We start from the raw sequence: 15,264 nt of genomic DNA, 5'->3' as shown, positions 1-15,264 counted from the left end.
GACGGCCATCGAGCCGCGTGGCGTGGGCACCGCCGGCTGTGAGAGGGACGGGAATGGAACCGACCGAGAGCGTTGCCCCGGACTCACGGCGGCCGCGCCGCCGTCCGGGCGCGTGGCGGGGGAACCGGTGGACGGGACAGAGCGGCGACCGCGCCGGTCCCCGCACCCCGGCACCCCTCCCCGCCCAGACCCGAACTCCCGCACTCCCCGCGCCCCTCGGCGCACCGGTCCCCTCCCGGCTGCGGCAACTGCGGTCGCTGCCCGCGCTCGTGGTCGCCGCCGCCGCGCTGACCCTCATCGGCGGTCTCGCCGCCGCCTTCGCCGAGGGCCACGCCCTCTTCCCGAGCGGCACGGCAGGCTGGGCGCTCGCCCTGCTCACCGGCGTCATCGTCGGACACCTCGTCATGCTGGGCCGCGCCCGCTGGTGGGGCGGCACCGGCTCCGGCGCCGCCCTCACTCTCGCCGTCCTGCTGCTCTACGGCTGGATACCCGCGGCCCTGGTCAGCCTCACCGTCGTCGTCCTGGTCGGCATCGCCCGGCGGCAGCGGCTGCGCCAGGGCCTGCTGCACGGCGCGGTGGACATCCTCGGCATCGGGGCGGGCGCCCTGGTGCTCGGCGCGTTCGGCCGGGTGCCCACCGTCGAACGGCCCTGGGGCATGGGCGGCTGGGGCATCGGCACCGTCCCCGAGACCGTCCTCGCTGCCGCCGCCTATCTCGTCGTCGGCAGAGGACTGCTCTGGTACCTGCGCGCCCCGCGCGGGCGCGGGCTGCCGACCATCGCCCGCAGCGCCCTGGTCAGACAGGGGCTCGTCGCGGTGGCGCTGCTCGGCATCGCCCCGCTGGTGTGCGTGGTCGCGGACGCCCAGCCGGTGCTGCTGCCGCTGTTCGCCGTCCCGCTGATCGCGCTCGACTCCGCGCTGTGGATGGCCCGGGCGCGCGCCGAGGAGCAGTTGCGCGACCCGCTGACCGGACTGCCCAACCGGCAGTGGCTCCTTGAGCGCATCTGGACCGCCCTGGACGACGCCGAACGCATCGGGGCGCGTTCCGCGCTCCTCCTGATCGACCTCGACCGCTTCCGGTCCGTCAACGACACCCTCGGACATCTCGCCGGGGACCGGTTACTGCTGCAGATCGCGGAACGGCTGCGGCACGCCCTGCCGCGCGGGGCGGAGGCCGCGCGGCTGGGCGGGGACGAGTTCGCCGTCCTGCTGCCCGTGGCCGACTCCACCACCTCGGCCACCCGGATCGCCCGCGGTCTGGTCACCACGCTCGGCTCCCCGCTCGACCTCGACGGGCTCACCCTCGTCCTGGAGGCCAGCGCGGGCGTCGCCCTCTTCCCCGACCACGCCCTGGACGCCGAGGGGATGCTGCGCCGCGCCGACGTGGCGATGTACCAGGCGAAGCGGGACCGCTCCGGCGTCGAGGCGTACGAGTCCAAGCGGGACTCCAACACCCCCGACCGGCTCGCCCTCCTCGGCGATCTGCGCCGCGCCCTGGACGCCCACGAGGTCCAGTTGCACTACCAGCCCAAGGTCCGCTTCGACGGGCAGGTCGCCGGTCTCGAGGCGCTGGTGCGCTGGGTGCACCCGGAGCGCGGAAAGGTTCCGCCGGACGAGTTCATCGCCATCGCCGAGACCTCCGGGCTGATGCCGCTGCTCACCGAGTACGTCCTGGAGACCGCCCTCGCACAGGTCGCCCGCTGGCGCGAGCAGGGGCTGCGGGTGCCGGTCGCCGTCAACGTCTCGCCGCGCGACGTCCATTCGCCCGGCTTCGCCGGGTCGGTCGCCGCCCGGCTCGCCCGGCACGGTGTCCCCGCGGGAGCGCTCCAACTGGAGATCACCGAGCACGTGCTGCTGGAGGACCCGACCCGGGCCGCCGACACGCTCGCCGCGCTCACCGGGCACGGCGTCAAGATGTCCCTCGACGACTTCGGCACCGGGTACTCCTCGCTCGTTCATCTGCGACGGCTGCCCGTCAGCGAGCTGAAGATCGACCGGTCCTTCGTGGCACGGCTCGCGGTGGACGCCGAGGACGCGGAGATCGTGCGGTGCACGGTCGATCTCGCGCATTCCCTGGGGCTCGTGGTCGTCGCCGAGGGCGTGGAGGACGACGAGACGTGGGAGCGGTTGCGGGATCTGGGGTGTGACGCGGTGCAGGGGTGGCTGGTCGCTGCCGCCATGCCTCCCGAGGAGACGACCGCCTGGCTGCGGGCTCGGGGGTCTCGGGGGTGGCGGTCGCCTGCGGCGCTTCCGGCAGGGGAGTAGTTCTCCCACCCGCCCGCCCGTTTCGACTTGGTCGAGTGGTGGACGTTTGCCGTGGCTCGTCCTCGCCGTTGGCGGGTGCGGGATCGTCGTGGCTGATCGCGCAGTTCCCCGCGCCCCCTTAGGGAGTTGTCGTGAAGTGGTTGATCAGTAGAGCCAGCCTTGTCTCATGGGCTTCTTCCGGCAGACGGCCGCTTCGCATCAGCGTCACCAAGCCGTGCAGGGCTGCCCAGTACGTCTCCGTGAGCAGGTCGGGGTTCTCGCCCTCGGCTGTGATCGGCTCCACCGCCTGGAACAGCTCGCCGAACGCCTCCTTCAGTGGCTCCGGGGCTTCCGGTGTGGCGAAGGGCAGGTCCACGTGGTGGGTGAACATCGCGTCGTAGAGGGCGGGTCGGCGGTGGGCGAAGTCGGTGTACGCCCTGCCCACGGACGCCAGCGCCTCCCTTGAGTCCGCCGCCCCGGTGCGGGCGGCGCGCAGTTCCGCCGCCAGTTCCACGCAGCCCTCGACCGCGACCGCGGCCATGATCGCGTCCTTGCCCTTGAAGTGGCTGTAGAGGACCGGCTGGCTGTACTCGATCTCGGCGGCCAGGCGGCGGGTGGTGACCGCGTCCCAGCCCTCGGTCTCGGCCAGTTCCCGTGCGGCGGTGACGATCAGCCGCTCGCGTTCCGCTCGTTCGCGCTCCCGGCGCGTCTGGATCGACATGGTCGGGATTCTAGCAGCGCTAGCATTTCTGCTCCTGCTCTGCTAGCTTCGCTATAACTGCTAGCGCTGCTAGAAATCAGGGGGAGAAGACATGCTCGTCACCGCGTACACCCTGGCCGTCGTACTCGACCTGTTCTGCCTGTTCCTCGGCTACCGCTTCCTGTTCCAGCCCGCCTCCGCCGCCGCCGGTTACGGCGTGCCCGCCCGTCCCGAGGGCGACGCCGGTGCCTATCTCTCGGTCAAGGGGCTGAGGGACGGCACGCTCGGTCTCGTCGGTCTCGCGCTGCTCTTCCTCGTCGGCGTGCGGGCCGAGGCGTGGTTCATGCTCTGCGTCGCCGTCATTCCGCTCGGCGACACGCTGATCGTCCTGCGCAACGGGGGTACGCGGGCCGTCGCCTTCGGAATCCACTTCGCCACCGCCGTCGTCGTCCTGATCAGCGCCGCCCTGCTCTTCGCCGTCTGACCGTCACCGTCGCCACCGCCGTCACAGGGGGAAGTCATGTCACTGTTCGTGCCGAAGTTCGACGACACCGTGCTCGTCCGGGGCGCCGACGCCGAGGTGGTCGGCGGGGACCCGGTCGGGGTCCGGCTGCTGGCCGACAGCAGCGCGAGCGGGGGCGCGCTGTCCACCGTGCGCGTCACCCTCGCGGAGGGGGCCGACGGAGCCCACCCGCACGTCCACCATCACTCCGCCGAGATGTTCTATCTGCTCGACGGCGCCGCCGAGGTCCTCTCCGGCGACGACATCGTGACCGCCGAGCGCGGCGACCTGATCATCGTCCCGCCGGACCGCCCCCATGCCTTCGCCGCCGTCCCCGGCTCCGGTGCCGATCTCCTGATCGTCATCACCCCCGGCGTCGAGCGCTTCGACTACTTCCGCCACCTCCAGCGCGTCCGCCTCGGCGAGCTGACCCCGGAGAGCCTCCTTGAGGTCCAGGAGCGGTACGACAACCACTTCCTGCGGAGCCAGGCGTGGGAGGACCGGCGCGGTTGAGCGAGACGGCCGTCGTCCTGTGGGGCGGGCCCGGGGAAACCGTTTCACGGGCACCCGGGCCCGCCCCATAGGATTGGGCCAAAGCACACACACTCACCCCAGAGGATCGCTGAATGCCTGGCATCACGCGCGAGGAGGTCGCCCACCTCGCCCGGCTGGCGCGTCTGGAGCTGAAGCCCGAAGAGCTCGACCACTTCGCGGGCCAGCTCGACGACATCATCGGCGCGGTCGCCCGCGTCAGTGAGGTCGCCGACCAAGACGTACCGCCGACCTCGCACCCGCTCCCGCTGACGAACGTCATGCGCGCGGACGAGGTCCGTCCCTCGCTCACCCCCGAGCAGGCGCTCTCCGGCGCCCCCGCCCAGGAGCAGCAGCGTTTCAAGGTGCCGCAGATCCTGGGGGAGGACTAAGAAGTCATGACCGACATCATCAAGCTCACGGCCGCCGAGATCGCCGACAAGATCGCCTCCGGCGAGCTGACGGCCGTCGAGGTCACCGAGGCCCACCTCGCCCGCATCGGCGCCGTCGACGAGAAGGTGCACGCCTTCCTGCACGTCGACCGCGAGGGCGCCCTCGCCCAGGCGCGTGCCGTGGACGCCAAGCGCGCCCGTGGCGAGAAGCTCGGCCCGCTGGCCGGCGTCCCGCTCGCGCTGAAGGACATCTTCACCACCGAGGGCGTGCCGACCACCGTCGGCTCCAAGATCCTCGAGGGCTGGATCCCGCCGTACGACGCGACGCTCACCAAGCGCCTCAAGGACGCCGACGTCGTCATCCTCGGCAAGACCAACATGGACGAGTTCGCCATGGGGTCCTCCACCGAGAACAGCGCCTACGGCCCGACCGGCAACCCCTGGGACCTCACCAAGATCCCCGGCGGCTCCGGCGGCGGCTCCTCCGCCGCGCTCGCCTCCTTCGAGGCGCCGCTCGCCATCGGCACCGACACCGGCGGCTCCATCCGCCAGCCCGCCGCCGTCACCGGCACCGTCGGCGTCAAGCCGACGTACGGCTCGGTCTCGCGCTACGGCATGGTCGCCTTCTCCTCCTCCCTCGACCAGGGCGGTCCCTGCGCCCGTACGGTCCTGGACGCGGCTCTGCTGCACGAGGTCATCGCCGGGCACGACCCGCTGGACTCCACCTCCGTCGACGCCCCGGTCCCGCCGGTCGTCGAGGCCGCGCGCAACGGCTCGGTCGCGGGGATGCGGGTCGGCGTCGTCAAGCAGTTCCGCGGCGAGGGCTACCAGGCCGGTGTCCTGCAGCGCTTCGACGAGTCCGTCGAGCTGCTCAAGGAGCTGGGCGCCGAGATCGTCGAGCTGGACTGCCCGTCCTTCGACCTCGCCCTGTCGGCGTACTACCTGATCGCGCCGTCCGAGTGCTCCTCCAACCTCGCCCGCTTCGACGGCCTGCGCTACGGCCGCCGTACCGGCGACGACGGCACCCACTCCGCCGAGGAGGTCACCTCCCTCACCCGTGAGGCGGGCTTCGGCGACGAGGTCAAGCGCCGCATCATGCTCGGCACGTACGCCCTCTCCAGCGGCTACTACGACGCCTACTACGGCTCCGCGCAGAAGGTCCGCACCCTCATCACGCGGGACTTCGAGAAGGCGTTCGAGCAGGTCGACGTGATCGTCTCCCCGACCACCCCGACCACCGCCTTCGCGATCGGCGAGCGCGCCGACGACCCGATGGCGATGTACCTCGCGGACCTGTGCACCATCCCGACGAACCTCGCGGGCAACGCCGCCATGTCGCTGCCCTGCGGTCTCGCCCCGGAGGACAACCTCCCGGTGGGTCTGCAGATCATCGCCCCGGCGATGAAGGACGACAGGCTGTACAAGGTCGGCGCCGCCGTCGAGGCCGCCTTCGTGGAAAAGTGGGGGCACCCGCTCATCGAGGAGGCACCGTCGCTGTGAGTGCACTGAACAAGGCCAAGGGCTTCAAGCAGTCGAGGTCCGGCACGTACCTGTCCATGGCCGGGACCGCGTTCAGCGCGGTCGGTGTCGCCAAGCAGATCAGGAAGGCCCGCGCGGAGCACGACACGCTGCGCCTGATCGACGCCGCCGCGTCCGCCGTCGCCATCGTCACCGGACTCGCCATCCTCTACCGCGAGCTGAAGCGGCTGGGCGACGACGACGTCCTGCTGGGCTGAGAGGGAAGTTTTCACCGTGACCACCACGACCGACCTGGTGTCGTACGAGGACGCTCTGGCGTCGTACGACCCCGTCATGGGCCTTGAGGTCCATGTCGAACTCGGCACCAACACCAAGATGTTCTGCGGGTGTTCGACCGAGCTGGGGGCCGACCCCAACTCGCAGACGTGCCCCGTGTGCCTCGGCCTGCCCGGCGCGCTCCCGGTCGTCAACGCGACCGGCGTCGAGTCCGCCATCAAGATCGGCCTCGCGCTGAACTGCTCGATCGCCGAGTGGTGCCGCTTCGCCCGGAAGAACTACTTCTATCCGGACATGCCGAAGAACTTCCAGACCTCCCAGTACGACGAGCCGATCGCCTTCGACGGTTACCTCGACGTGCAGTTGGAGGACGGAGAGACCTTCCGCGTGGAGATCGAGCGCGCCCACATGGAGGAGGACACCGGCAAGTCGACGCACGTCGGCGGCGCCACCGGCCGTATCCACGGCGCGTCCCACTCCCTGCTCGACTACAACCGCGCGGGCATCCCGCTCATCGAGATCGTCACCAAGCCCATCGTGGGCGCGGGCGAGCGGGCCCCCGAGGTCGCGCGCGCCTACGTCCGCGAGCTGCGTGAGGTCATCCGTGCCCTCGGCGTGTCCGAGGCGCGGATGGAGATGGGCCAGATGCGCTGCGACGTGAACCTGTCGCTGCGCCCGCACGGCCGCGAGAAGTTCGGCACGCGCTCCGAGACGAAGAACGTCAACTCGCTGCGCTCGGTCGAGCGTGCCGCCCGCTTCGAGATCATGCGCCACGCGGCCGTGCTCGACGGCGGCGGCACGATCGTCCAGGAGACCCGCCACTTCCACGAGGACACCGGGTCGACGACCTCGGGCCGCGTGAAGGAGGAGGCCGAGGACTACCGGTACTTCCCGGAGCCCGACCTCGTCCCGGTGGCGCCCTCGCGCGAGTGGGTCGAGAAGATCCGCGCCGCGCTGCCCGAGCTGCCGCTGGCCCGCCGTACCCGCCTCCTTGCGGAGTGGGGCATCTCGGCCACCGACATGCAGTCGATCACCAACGCCGGTGCGCTGGACCTGATCGTCGCCACCATCGACGCCGGTGCCGACGCCGCCTCCGCGCGCAAGTGGTGGATGGGTGAACTGGCGCGCAGCGCCAACGAGTCGGGCACGTCCCTGGACGAGCTGGCGATCACCCCGGAGCAGGTCGCCCGGGTGACCGCGCTGGTCAACTCCGGTGATCTGAACGACAAGCTGGCCCGCCAGGTCATCGAGGGCGTCCTCGCGGGTGAGGGCACCCCGGACGAGGTCGTCGACAAGCGCGGTCTGAAGGTCGTCTCCGACGACTCCGCGCTCGGCACGGCCGTGGACGACGCCATCGCCGGTAACCCGGGCATCGCGGACAAGATCCGCGGCGGCAAGGTGGCGGCGGCCGGCGCGCTGGTCGGCGCGGTCATGAAGGCCACCCGTGGCCAGGCCGACGCCGCCCGCGTCAAGGAGCTGATCCTTCAGAGGCTGGGCGTGAGCGAGGGCTGATCCCCGCACACACCGGTCGTGGCCCCGCAGGACTTCGCGTCCGGCGGGGCCACGCTCTTGTGTACGGGGGCGCGCGGGCGCTGTTTTACGTGCGCCGCCCCACGATCCGGGCGAAGCCCAGCAGTTCGTCCTCATCGGCCTTCAGCAGGTCCACGCAGTCGCGCGCGAGACCCCGCATGAACTCACTCGGGCTCTCCTCGGCGCACACCTCGCTCCACAGCAGCCACTCGCGCGCGCCGTCCTCCAGCCAGTCGGCCGTCTCCACGGTCACGGCACCGGTGCGCGTCCAGTTCCGGCGCCACCAGGCGGGGGAGTGGAAGCACCAGTACCCGGGCTCCCAGTACGGCGCCAGCGGGGCGGGCGGCTCGGTGCCCTCCAGCTCCTCGCGCAGGGACGGCACGACGACGCCGATCCGGCCGCCCGGCTTCAACAACCGGGTGAGCTGCGGGAGACAGAGGTCGTCGGTGCCGAAGTACTGGTACGCGTCGACGGACACGATCGCGTCGAACGAGCCGTCCCCGAAGGGCAGTTCATGCGCCTCGGCGTGCACGGGCAGCACCCGGTCGGCCACGCCCGCCTCCGCGATCCGTACGGCGTTCTCCTCGGGCCGTACCCACAGATCGGCGGCGACGACCTGGACGCCGTACTCGCGGGCGAGGAAGACGGAGGTCATCGCGCGCCCGCAGCCGAGGTCGAGCACGCGGGCGCCGGGCGGCAGTCGGTCCAGACCCAGCGCGGGCGCCAGCCACTCCAGCAGCCACAGGGCGTGCGGACCCATCTGGTTCTCGATGGTCCAGCGGGCGTCGTAGCGGGCGGAGCGCGGACAGCGGGGGAGGGTGAGACGGCGGGTGAGTTCGTCGTAGCTCTGCGGATTTCCGGTCACGAACGACCAGGGATAGCACCCTTACGGGCAGCCCCGCACCCGGATTGATCCGGGCGAGGCGCTACGCTCGCGCGGCATGAGTGGACGTACCGATTCCGGCACCGCACCCGTCACCGCCGAACGGGACGACCTCGCGCAGGGCACCGGGGACAGCGACGAGGAGACGGCGGGTGCGGACGCCGACTTCGAGGGGGACGGGGACGACGCGGGTGACGTGGCCGGTTCGGACGAGGCGGACGGCTCCGACGACGCGGGTGACTCGGATGCCGCCGACCCGGACGACGACGGTGATGACGACGAGTACGACGACGCCCGGCGTGCTCGCTGGGCCTCCGTCCTCACCGGTGTCGTGCTGTGCGCCGCCGGTGCCGGGGCCGCGCTGTTCCGGCTGACCGGGGGCGAGCCCGCGCTGGTGCCCGCCGCCTACGCCCTCGGTGCCGCCGTGTGCGCCCTCGCGGGCTTCCTCGGCTCCCGGGGGCGTACCCGCCGCGCGCTGTGGCTCCTGGTGGCCGGGACGATGATCATGGCGCTCGGGGACCAGTTCGACTGAGGCGGCCGAGGTCGCCGGTTCGGCAGGGGGCGGAACGGTTCGGCGGGGTGTGAACGCGCGGTGTGAAAAGCTCGTCGCGGCCCGGGACGGAGGAACGCCGGGGACTGCGGAAGGAAGCGGAGCACGATGTACGCGACATCCCTCGGTGACGACGGCGCCGAACTGCGCCCCATGGAGGTCTGGCACGCGGAGGCCATGTTCGCCGCCATCGACGGCGCGCGGGACTTCATCGGGCAGTACGTCGGTCTGCCGGACGCGGTGCCCGACCTGGACGCCGCCCGTGCCTATCTCAAGCGGTACGCCGACAAGCGCGCCACCGACAGCGGCAGCCTGCACGGCATATGGCTGGACGGCCGACTGGTCGGTGGCCTGCTCTTCCGCATCTGGGACACGGAGACGGGCACCTGCGAGGCAGGCTGCTGGCTGGTGCCGGAGGTGGCCGGGCGCGGGCTGGTCACGCGCGGGATGCGGGTGCTGCTCGACTGGGCGTTCGACGAGCGCGGGATGCACCGCGTGGAGTGGCAGGTCGCGCCCGCGAACCAGCCGAGCGTCAACGTGGCCCGGCGCCTGGGCATGAGCCGCGAGGGCGTGCTCCGCGAGAACTTTCCTTACCGGGGGGTTCGCCAGGACACCGAGATCTGGTCGGTGCTCGCCCCGGAGTGGCGCGCGGCACGCGCGCGTACCGGCCACAGCGATCGTTAAGAAGACTCTCAGACTCCGTCCGTACGGTGCCGGGCATGGCTACGAAGACAGACGTCACCAAGACCGACGACGAGCGGGCACCGGAGGAGGTACCGGTGGCCGAGGCCCCCGAGAAGGAGGCACCCGAGGCCGAGACCGGCACCGAGCGGACCGAGCCGTCGGCCGAGGAGCACGAGGAGCACGACGAGATCCTCGCCGAGGACGACGAGACCGCCGCTCCCCGTGAGAAGTCCGGGGTCGGTCAGGGCGCCGCCGCCGTGGTCTCCGCCGCGCTCGGTCTGGTCTCGCTCAACGGCGGCTGGATCGGCACGCTGGCCTCGGCCCGCGCGCAGCTCATCGGCCAGCTCAAGACCTCGTCCACCGCGAGCGTCTCCCAGCAGATCAAGGCGGTCTACGGCGACTCCTGGCACGCCACCGCGCTGTGGGCAGGTCTGTTCGCGATCGTCGCGCTGGTCACCGGCGCGGTCGTCCTGATCCGCCCCGCCTTCGGCGCCCCCGGCCGCCCGCAGGCTCCCTGGATCAAGTCGGTCGCCTGGGCGGGTGTCTCGCTCGGCGTCATCGGCCTGCTGCTCGCGGTGCTGAAGTACTCCGACGCCCTGCTCGGTCTGCCCTCGGCGAGCTGACCCCGGCGCCTCCTCACAGGGGGCCTCAGAGAGTTCCCGGAGTGTCCTTAGGGTCCTCCGAGACCTCTCTGAGGCCCCCTTACGCATGTCCGGGGCTGCGGCGGCACCCGCAAGATGCGGAACTCGCCCGATGCGGGGCGGTCCCCTGGGAGCGGAGGGTGGAGTCCTCGCGAGAAGCGAGCGGCTCGACCCGAAAACCCAGGAGGAGATGTCATGTTCGCTTACGACGACTACCACCGGCTGCGCTCCGCCGAACTGCGCCGCGAGGCGGAACAGGCCCGGCTGGTCCGCGAGGCGACGCGTACGGCACGCGAGGCGCGGCGGGCCGGGGCGCGGGGTGCGGGTGCCCGGCAGGCGGGGCGGGACGGCACGGAGGCGGAGTCGCATACCGGCGGTCCGGGCCGCTCGGGTGGCTCCGGCGGTCCTGACCGGCATCGGTTCTCGCGTGCGGCGTGAGAGGCGGGCCGGTGAGCTGATGATCGCACCGGCCCTGTGGAAAAGTCCTGCCGTCTCGTCCCCGACCCGTGCGATGCTCGGGCACGTGGAAACCAGGTCCGTCAGTCCCGTGTTCGTCGGCCGTGCCGACGAGTTGGACACCTTGAAAGACGCGCTCGCCCGCGCCGCCCAGGGGGAGCCGCAGGCGCTGCTGCTCGGCGGCGAGGCAGGGGTCGGCAAGACCCGCCTCACCGAGGAGTTCGGCGCCCTCGCGGTCACCCGGGGCGCGGTCGTCGCGCGGGGCGGCTGCGTGGAGATCGGCGCGGACGGGCTGCCGTTCGCCCCCTTCTCCGGCGCGCTGCGCACCCTGCGCGCGGCGCTGCCCGAGCCGTTCGCGGACGCGGCGAGCGGGCAGGAGGCGGAACTGGCCGGACTGCTGCCCGAGTTGGGCGAGAGCGCGGCAGCACACCGGCCCGACGAGCAGGGCACCGCCCGGCTGTTCGAGCTGACCGCCCGGCTCCTGGAGCGGACCTCCGCCGAGCGGACCGTGGTGCTGGTCCTGGAGGATCTGCACTGGGCCGACACCGCCACCCGCCATCTCCTCGCCTACCTCTTCCGCACCCTGCGCACCGGCCGCGTCCTGCTCCTGGCCACCTACCGCTCCGACGACATCCACCGCCGTCACCCGATGCGCCCCCTGCTCGCCGAGCTGGACCGGCTGCGCACCGTCCGCCGGATCGAACTCGCCCGTTTCACCCGCGAGGAGGTCGGCCGCCAGATCGCCGGCATCCTCGCCACCGAACCCGACCCGCGCCAGGTCGACGCCATCTTCGAACGCTCCGACGGCAACGCCTTCTTCGTGGAGGAGCTGGCCGTCGCGGACTGCGAGGGCTGCGGCACGGGGCTCACCGGTTCGCTGCGCGACCTGCTCCTCGTCCGGGTCGAGGCGCTGCCCGAGAGCGCCCAGCGGGTCGTCCGGATCGTCGCCGAAGGCGGCTCCACGGTGGAGCACCGGCTCATCGCCGCCGTCGCCCGGCTCGCCGAGGACGACCTCATCGAAGCCCTGCGCGCCGCCGTCGGCGCCCACATCCTCATCCCCGACCCGGACGGTGACGGCTACCGCTTCCGGCACTCCCTGGTCCGCGAAGCCGTCGCCGACGACCTGCTGCCCGGCGAGCGTTCCCGGCTCAACCGCCGCTACGCGCAAGCCCTGGAGGCCGACCCCGGGCTCGTCCCCGCCGACGCCCGGGTGCTGCGCCTGGCGGGGTACTGGTACCACGCCCAGGATCCGGCCAAGGCGCTGCCCGCCGTCCTCGACGCCGCCGTGGTCGCCCGCCGCAGACACGCCTACACCGAGCAACTGCGCCTCCTGGAGCGGGCGACGGCTCTGTGGGACACCGCGCCGGAGGAGACCCGCGCGGCCCTGCGCCCCCTCGACTGCATGGACGTCTACCCGGCCGCCGCGCTCCCGCCCGGGGAGGCGGACCGCCCGGCCGCCCCGCTGCGCTACGTCGACCTGCTCGCGGAGGCGGTGGTGGCGGGCAGCTTCGGCGGCGAGCGCGAACGCGCGCTGAAAATCTGCAAACGCGCGCTGCGGCTCCTGGACGACGAGTCCGACCCTTCCCCGGGCTCTCCACCGCGTTCGAGCGGGGACCGCTATCGCGCCGCCTGGTTCTGGGTGCAGCGCTCGTGTCTGGTCCAGGCGCTGGCCCGGGGCGACGGCTGGCGCGAACTGGCCACCGCCCAGGACCTGGTGCGCGGACTGCCGCCCTCCGAGGTGCACGCCGAGGTGCTGACCCTCGTCGCCGGGTGGTCCATGCTGCACCGGCCGGGTCCGGACGCCTTCGCCGCCGCCGAACGTGCCGTGGAGTACGCGCGCATGGTCGGCGCCCGCGAGATCGAGCTGAACGCCCGGCTCACCCTCGGCAGCCTCATGATCGACGCGGGCGGTATCGACGCCGGGCTCGCCGAGCTGCGCCAGGTCAGCGCCGACGCGCTCGCGGAGGGCGTGACCGAGGTGGCCCGCCGCGCCTACATCAACCTGCCCTCCGTCCTGCTGAACCTCGGGCGCCAGCGGGAGGCCGAACCCCTGCTGCGCGAGGGACTCGAGTTCGCCCGCCGCTCCGGACCGCGCGACCCGCAGGCGTGGATGTGGGGCAACCTCGCCGACACGCTCTACGCCCTCGGTAGCTGGACCGAGGCGGCCGAAGCGGCCGAGCGAGCCCTGCGCACCGGCACCAGTGCCCGGCCGCAGGGCGGCGGCGCGCTGAGCCTCGCCCGGTTCGCGCTGTCCCGGGGCGACAGCGCGGAGGCGTCCCGGCACCTGGCCGTAGCCCGCGAGCGCTACGGCACGCAGGACCCGATGCCCCAGCAGTGGCTGCCCCTCGCCCGGGTCGCCCTCGGGGTCGCCGCCGCGGAGGGCAGGTTCGAGGACGCCCGCGCCGAACTGCGGACGGCACTGGAGCGCGGGGTGCCCACCGGCGCCCACCGGGACGCCTGGCCGCTGCTGCGGGCCGCCGCCACCGCCGAGGCCGACCTGCGCACCCTGGCCGCCGCCGAGCCCGGTCGCGCCGCGCAGCTCGCCCTGCTCCGCGAGACCGTGCGCACCCTGCCGACCGGTGTCCCGCTCTGGCGGGCGTACGAGGAGTGGACCCGCGCCGAGCTGCTGCGCGCCGAGGACCGGGACACGGCAGCCGACTGGTCGCCGGTGGCCTGCGCCTTCGAGTGCCTGGACCGGCCCTACGACCTCGCCCGGGTCCGGTACCAACTGGCCGAGGCGCTGCTCGCGGAGGGCGGGGAGGACGAGCGGGACCGGGCGGTGGAGCTGCTGCGGCTGTGCGCGGCGGTCGCCGACCATCTGGGCGCCCGTCCGCTGGCCGAGGCGGTCGCCCGGCTCGTCCGGCGCGCCCGGCTCACCCTGGCCCGCGTCCCGAAGCAGACCCTCGCCGTCGCGGACCCCGCCGCCGCCCTCGGTCTCACCGGGCGGGAGCGGGACGTGCTGCGCCTGGTCTCGGCCGGGCGCACCAACCGGCAGATAGCCGAGGAGCTGTTCATCTCCCCGAAGACGGCGAGCGTGCACGTCTCCAACATCCTCGCGAAGCTGGGGGTCGCGAGCCGGGGCGAGGCGGCGGCGCTGGCCCACCGGCTGGAGCTGTTCCCGCCGGGGGAGGAGCGGCTGGTGGCGGGGTAGCGGGCGGCTCGCGCGGTGCCTGCTGTCGCCCTGGTGAGCGCCCGTCAGCTCACGCGCAGCTCCAGGAGCCGGTCGTCGCCCTTCTTCGGGTCGCCGCGTCCGTCGGTGTTGCTGGTGAGCAGCCAGAGGCGGTCGCCGCCCGCCGGGACCACCGTGCGCAGGCGGCCGTACGTCCCGTCGAGGAACGCCTGGGGCGGCGCGGAGGCGGCGGTGCCGCGCAGCGGAACGCGCCACAGCCGCTCGCCCCTGAGCCCCGCCATCCAGATCACGCCGTCCGCATAGGCGATGCCGCTGGGGGACGCCTGGTCGGTGTGCCACTGGGCGAGCGGGCTGGTGAACCGCTTGTCGCCGGACCTGCCCTCGGCGTCGGGCCAGCCGTAATTGCCGCCCGGGGCGATCGCGTTCAGCTCGTCCCAGGTGTCCTGCCCGAACTCCGAGGCGAAGAGCCGCTGCTGGGAGTCCCAGGCGAGACCCTGCACATTGCGGTGGCCGTAGGAGTACACGGGGGAGTGCGGGAAGGGGTTGCCGGGTGCCGGGTCGCCCTCCGGGGAGAGGCGGAGGATCTTGCCGCCGAGCGAGGTGCGCTTCTGGGCGAGGTCGCCGCTGCCGCTCTCGCCGGTGCCCGCGTAGAGCATCCCGTCCGGGCCGAAGGCGATGCGGCCGCCGTTGTGGATGCGGCCCTTGGGGATGCCCTTGAACACCGTGTCCGGGGCGCCCAGTTGCTCGCCGGACGGCTTGTTCTCGTCGTAGCGCACGCGGACGATGCGGTTGTCGGAGGCGGAGGTGAAGTAGGCGTACACCATGTGGTCCGAGGCGAAGTCCGGGGACAGCGCGATGCCCAGCAGACCGCCCTCGCCGTCCGGGGAGACCCCGGAGATCCGGCCCAGCCCGGTCTTCTTCCCCGTCTTCGGGTCGATCCGGGTGAGCGTGGCGTCGTCCCGCGAGGACACCAGCAGATCCCCGCCGGGCAGCGGCGCGAGCCCCCACGGGGTGTGCAGCCCGTCCGCCACCGTCCGCAGCACCTTCACCGAGCCCTTGGCGGCGGGAGCGGACGGGGACGCGGTGTCCGTGGCCACTCCGCCGGGCGTGGTGCTCCGCCCGCCGTCGACCGCCCCGCCACCGTCGCCGGAACAGCCCGCCACAAGGAGCAGCGCCGTCGTCGCCAGCACCGCCGGCAGGATTCGGCTTCGCACGATCAAGGTCCTCTCGGAGCGCCGGGCGTGGAACAGCTACCCGTCCAGGACGA

General features: G+C 72.7%; 15 protein-coding genes. 12 read left to right on the top strand and 3 right to left on the bottom strand.

All coding sequences use genetic code 11. The features are described 5' to 3' along the window. Positions 1–53: 53 nt before the first annotated feature. A complete protein-coding gene (locus IF655_RS15785) occupies positions 54–2,264 on the top strand; it encodes a bifunctional diguanylate cyclase/phosphodiesterase (protein WP_199585418.1) in 2,211 nt (736 codons plus the stop codon). A 118-nt stretch (positions 2,265–2,382) separates the two neighbouring features. On the opposite strand, the gene IF655_RS15780 is transcribed toward IF655_RS15785, so the two are convergent. Continuing rightward, positions 2,383–2,964: a TetR/AcrR family transcriptional regulator gene (locus IF655_RS15780; protein WP_199585417.1), complete on the bottom strand. Its 582-nt coding sequence runs from the start codon at positions 2,962–2,964 to the stop codon at positions 2,383–2,385. A 91-nt stretch (positions 2,965–3,055) separates the two neighbouring features. On the opposite strand from IF655_RS15780, the gene IF655_RS15775 reads away from it, so the two are divergent. From IF655_RS15775 to gatB, 6 genes are all read left to right on the top strand, one after another. Beyond that, the gene (locus tag IF655_RS15775; protein WP_199585416.1) at positions 3,056–3,427 is read left to right on the top strand and encodes a DUF4267 domain-containing protein; all 372 of its coding nucleotides are present in this window, start codon (positions 3,056–3,058) and stop codon (positions 3,425–3,427) included. Positions 3,428–3,463: 36 nt separating this feature from the next. Next, complete coding sequence (locus IF655_RS15770; protein WP_199585415.1) at positions 3,464–3,958, top strand: cupin domain-containing protein; 495 nt, start codon at positions 3,464–3,466, stop codon at positions 3,956–3,958. 113 nt (positions 3,959–4,071) lie between these two features. Continuing rightward, positions 4,072–4,368, top strand: a complete 297-nt coding sequence (gatC, locus tag IF655_RS15765) for an Asp-tRNA(Asn)/Glu-tRNA(Gln) amidotransferase subunit GatC (protein ID WP_018531282.1) — start codon at positions 4,072–4,074, stop codon at positions 4,366–4,368. Positions 4,369–4,374: 6 nt separating this feature from the next. Then, positions 4,375–5,868 (top strand): Asp-tRNA(Asn)/Glu-tRNA(Gln) amidotransferase subunit GatA, encoded by a 1,494-nt coding sequence (gene gatA / locus IF655_RS15760; protein WP_199585414.1) that lies wholly within the window; start codon positions 4,375–4,377, stop codon positions 5,866–5,868. Then, positions 5,865–6,104 (top strand): hypothetical protein, encoded by a 240-nt coding sequence (locus IF655_RS15755; protein ID WP_199585413.1) that lies wholly within the window; start codon positions 5,865–5,867, stop codon positions 6,102–6,104. Before gatA ends, IF655_RS15755 begins: the two co-directional genes overlap by 4 nt. A 16-nt stretch (positions 6,105–6,120) precedes the next feature. Continuing rightward, positions 6,121–7,635 (top strand): Asp-tRNA(Asn)/Glu-tRNA(Gln) amidotransferase subunit GatB, encoded by a 1,515-nt coding sequence (gene gatB, locus IF655_RS15750; protein WP_199585412.1) that lies wholly within the window; start codon positions 6,121–6,123, stop codon positions 7,633–7,635. 85 nt (positions 7,636–7,720) lie between these two features. Here the strand turns inward: gatB and IF655_RS15745 are convergent, their stop codons facing one another. Next, entirely contained in the window at positions 7,721–8,518 is a 798-nt protein-coding gene (locus IF655_RS15745) for a methyltransferase domain-containing protein (protein ID WP_199585411.1), read from the bottom strand. A 76-nt stretch (positions 8,519–8,594) separates the two neighbouring features. On the opposite strand from IF655_RS15745, the gene IF655_RS15740 reads away from it, so the two are divergent. The 5 genes from IF655_RS15740 to IF655_RS15720 all read left to right on the top strand — a co-directional run bounded on the left by IF655_RS15740 (position 8,595) and on the right by IF655_RS15720 (position 14,018). After that, positions 8,595–9,068: a hypothetical protein gene (locus tag IF655_RS15740; RefSeq protein ID WP_199585410.1), complete on the top strand. Its 474-nt coding sequence runs from the start codon at positions 8,595–8,597 to the stop codon at positions 9,066–9,068. A 126-nt stretch (positions 9,069–9,194) separates the two neighbouring features. Beyond that, positions 9,195–9,770 carry a GNAT family N-acetyltransferase gene (locus IF655_RS15735; RefSeq protein ID WP_199585409.1) on the top strand — a complete coding sequence of 192 codons (576 nt, stop codon included), beginning with the start codon at positions 9,195–9,197 and terminating at the stop codon, positions 9,768–9,770. Between the two features lie 35 nt (positions 9,771–9,805). Beyond that, the gene (locus IF655_RS15730; RefSeq protein ID WP_199585408.1) at positions 9,806–10,393 is read left to right on the top strand and encodes a hypothetical protein; all 588 of its coding nucleotides are present in this window, start codon (positions 9,806–9,808) and stop codon (positions 10,391–10,393) included. A gap of 213 nt (positions 10,394–10,606) precedes the next feature. Continuing rightward, complete coding sequence (locus IF655_RS15725) at positions 10,607–10,849, top strand: hypothetical protein (RefSeq protein WP_199585407.1); 243 nt, start codon at positions 10,607–10,609, stop codon at positions 10,847–10,849. Between the two features lie 73 nt (positions 10,850–10,922). Next, positions 10,923–14,018, top strand: a complete 3,096-nt coding sequence (locus IF655_RS15720) for a helix-turn-helix transcriptional regulator (RefSeq protein WP_206775934.1) — start codon at positions 10,923–10,925, stop codon at positions 14,016–14,018. Positions 14,019–14,062: 44 nt separating this feature from the next. Here IF655_RS15720 and IF655_RS15715 read toward each other — a convergent pair whose 3' ends face one another. Beyond that, positions 14,063–15,196 carry a sorbosone dehydrogenase family protein gene (locus IF655_RS15715; RefSeq protein ID WP_199585481.1) on the bottom strand — a complete coding sequence of 378 codons (1,134 nt, stop codon included), beginning with the start codon at positions 15,194–15,196 and terminating at the stop codon, positions 14,063–14,065. Positions 15,197–15,264: the final 68 nt, after the last annotated feature.

Source organism: Streptomyces sp. DSM 110735 (genome assembly GCF_016482685.1).
Classification (GTDB): Bacteria; Actinomycetota; Actinomycetes; order Streptomycetales; family Streptomycetaceae; genus Streptomyces.
The sequence above is the reverse complement of the archived record's forward strand: the minus strand, read 5'-3'. Positions and strand labels throughout refer to the sequence as shown.

Excerpts from the sequence above, each read along its gene's own strand:
- IF655_RS15785 (WP_199585418.1), top strand. The coding sequence starts at position 54 with ATGGAACCGACCGAGAGCGTTGCCCCGGACTCACGGCGGCCGCGCCGC.
- IF655_RS15780 (WP_199585417.1), bottom strand. The coding sequence starts at position 2,964 with ATGTCGATCCAGACGCGCCGGGAGCGCGAACGAGCGGAACGCGAGCGG.
- IF655_RS15775 (WP_199585416.1), top strand. The coding sequence starts at position 3,056 with ATGCTCGTCACCGCGTACACCCTGGCCGTCGTACTCGACCTGTTCTGC.
- IF655_RS15770 (WP_199585415.1), top strand. The coding sequence starts at position 3,464 with ATGTCACTGTTCGTGCCGAAGTTCGACGACACCGTGCTCGTCCGGGGC.
- gatC (WP_018531282.1), top strand. The coding sequence starts at position 4,072 with ATGCCTGGCATCACGCGCGAGGAGGTCGCCCACCTCGCCCGGCTGGCG.
- gatA (WP_199585414.1), top strand. The coding sequence starts at position 4,375 with ATGACCGACATCATCAAGCTCACGGCCGCCGAGATCGCCGACAAGATC.
- IF655_RS15740 (WP_199585410.1), top strand. The coding sequence starts at position 8,595 with ATGAGTGGACGTACCGATTCCGGCACCGCACCCGTCACCGCCGAACGG.
- IF655_RS15735 (WP_199585409.1), top strand. The coding sequence starts at position 9,195 with ATGTACGCGACATCCCTCGGTGACGACGGCGCCGAACTGCGCCCCATG.
- IF655_RS15730 (WP_199585408.1), top strand. The coding sequence starts at position 9,806 with ATGGCTACGAAGACAGACGTCACCAAGACCGACGACGAGCGGGCACCG.
- IF655_RS15725 (WP_199585407.1), top strand. The coding sequence starts at position 10,607 with ATGTTCGCTTACGACGACTACCACCGGCTGCGCTCCGCCGAACTGCGC.
- IF655_RS15720 (WP_206775934.1), top strand. The coding sequence starts at position 10,923 with ATGCTCGGGCACGTGGAAACCAGGTCCGTCAGTCCCGTGTTCGTCGGC.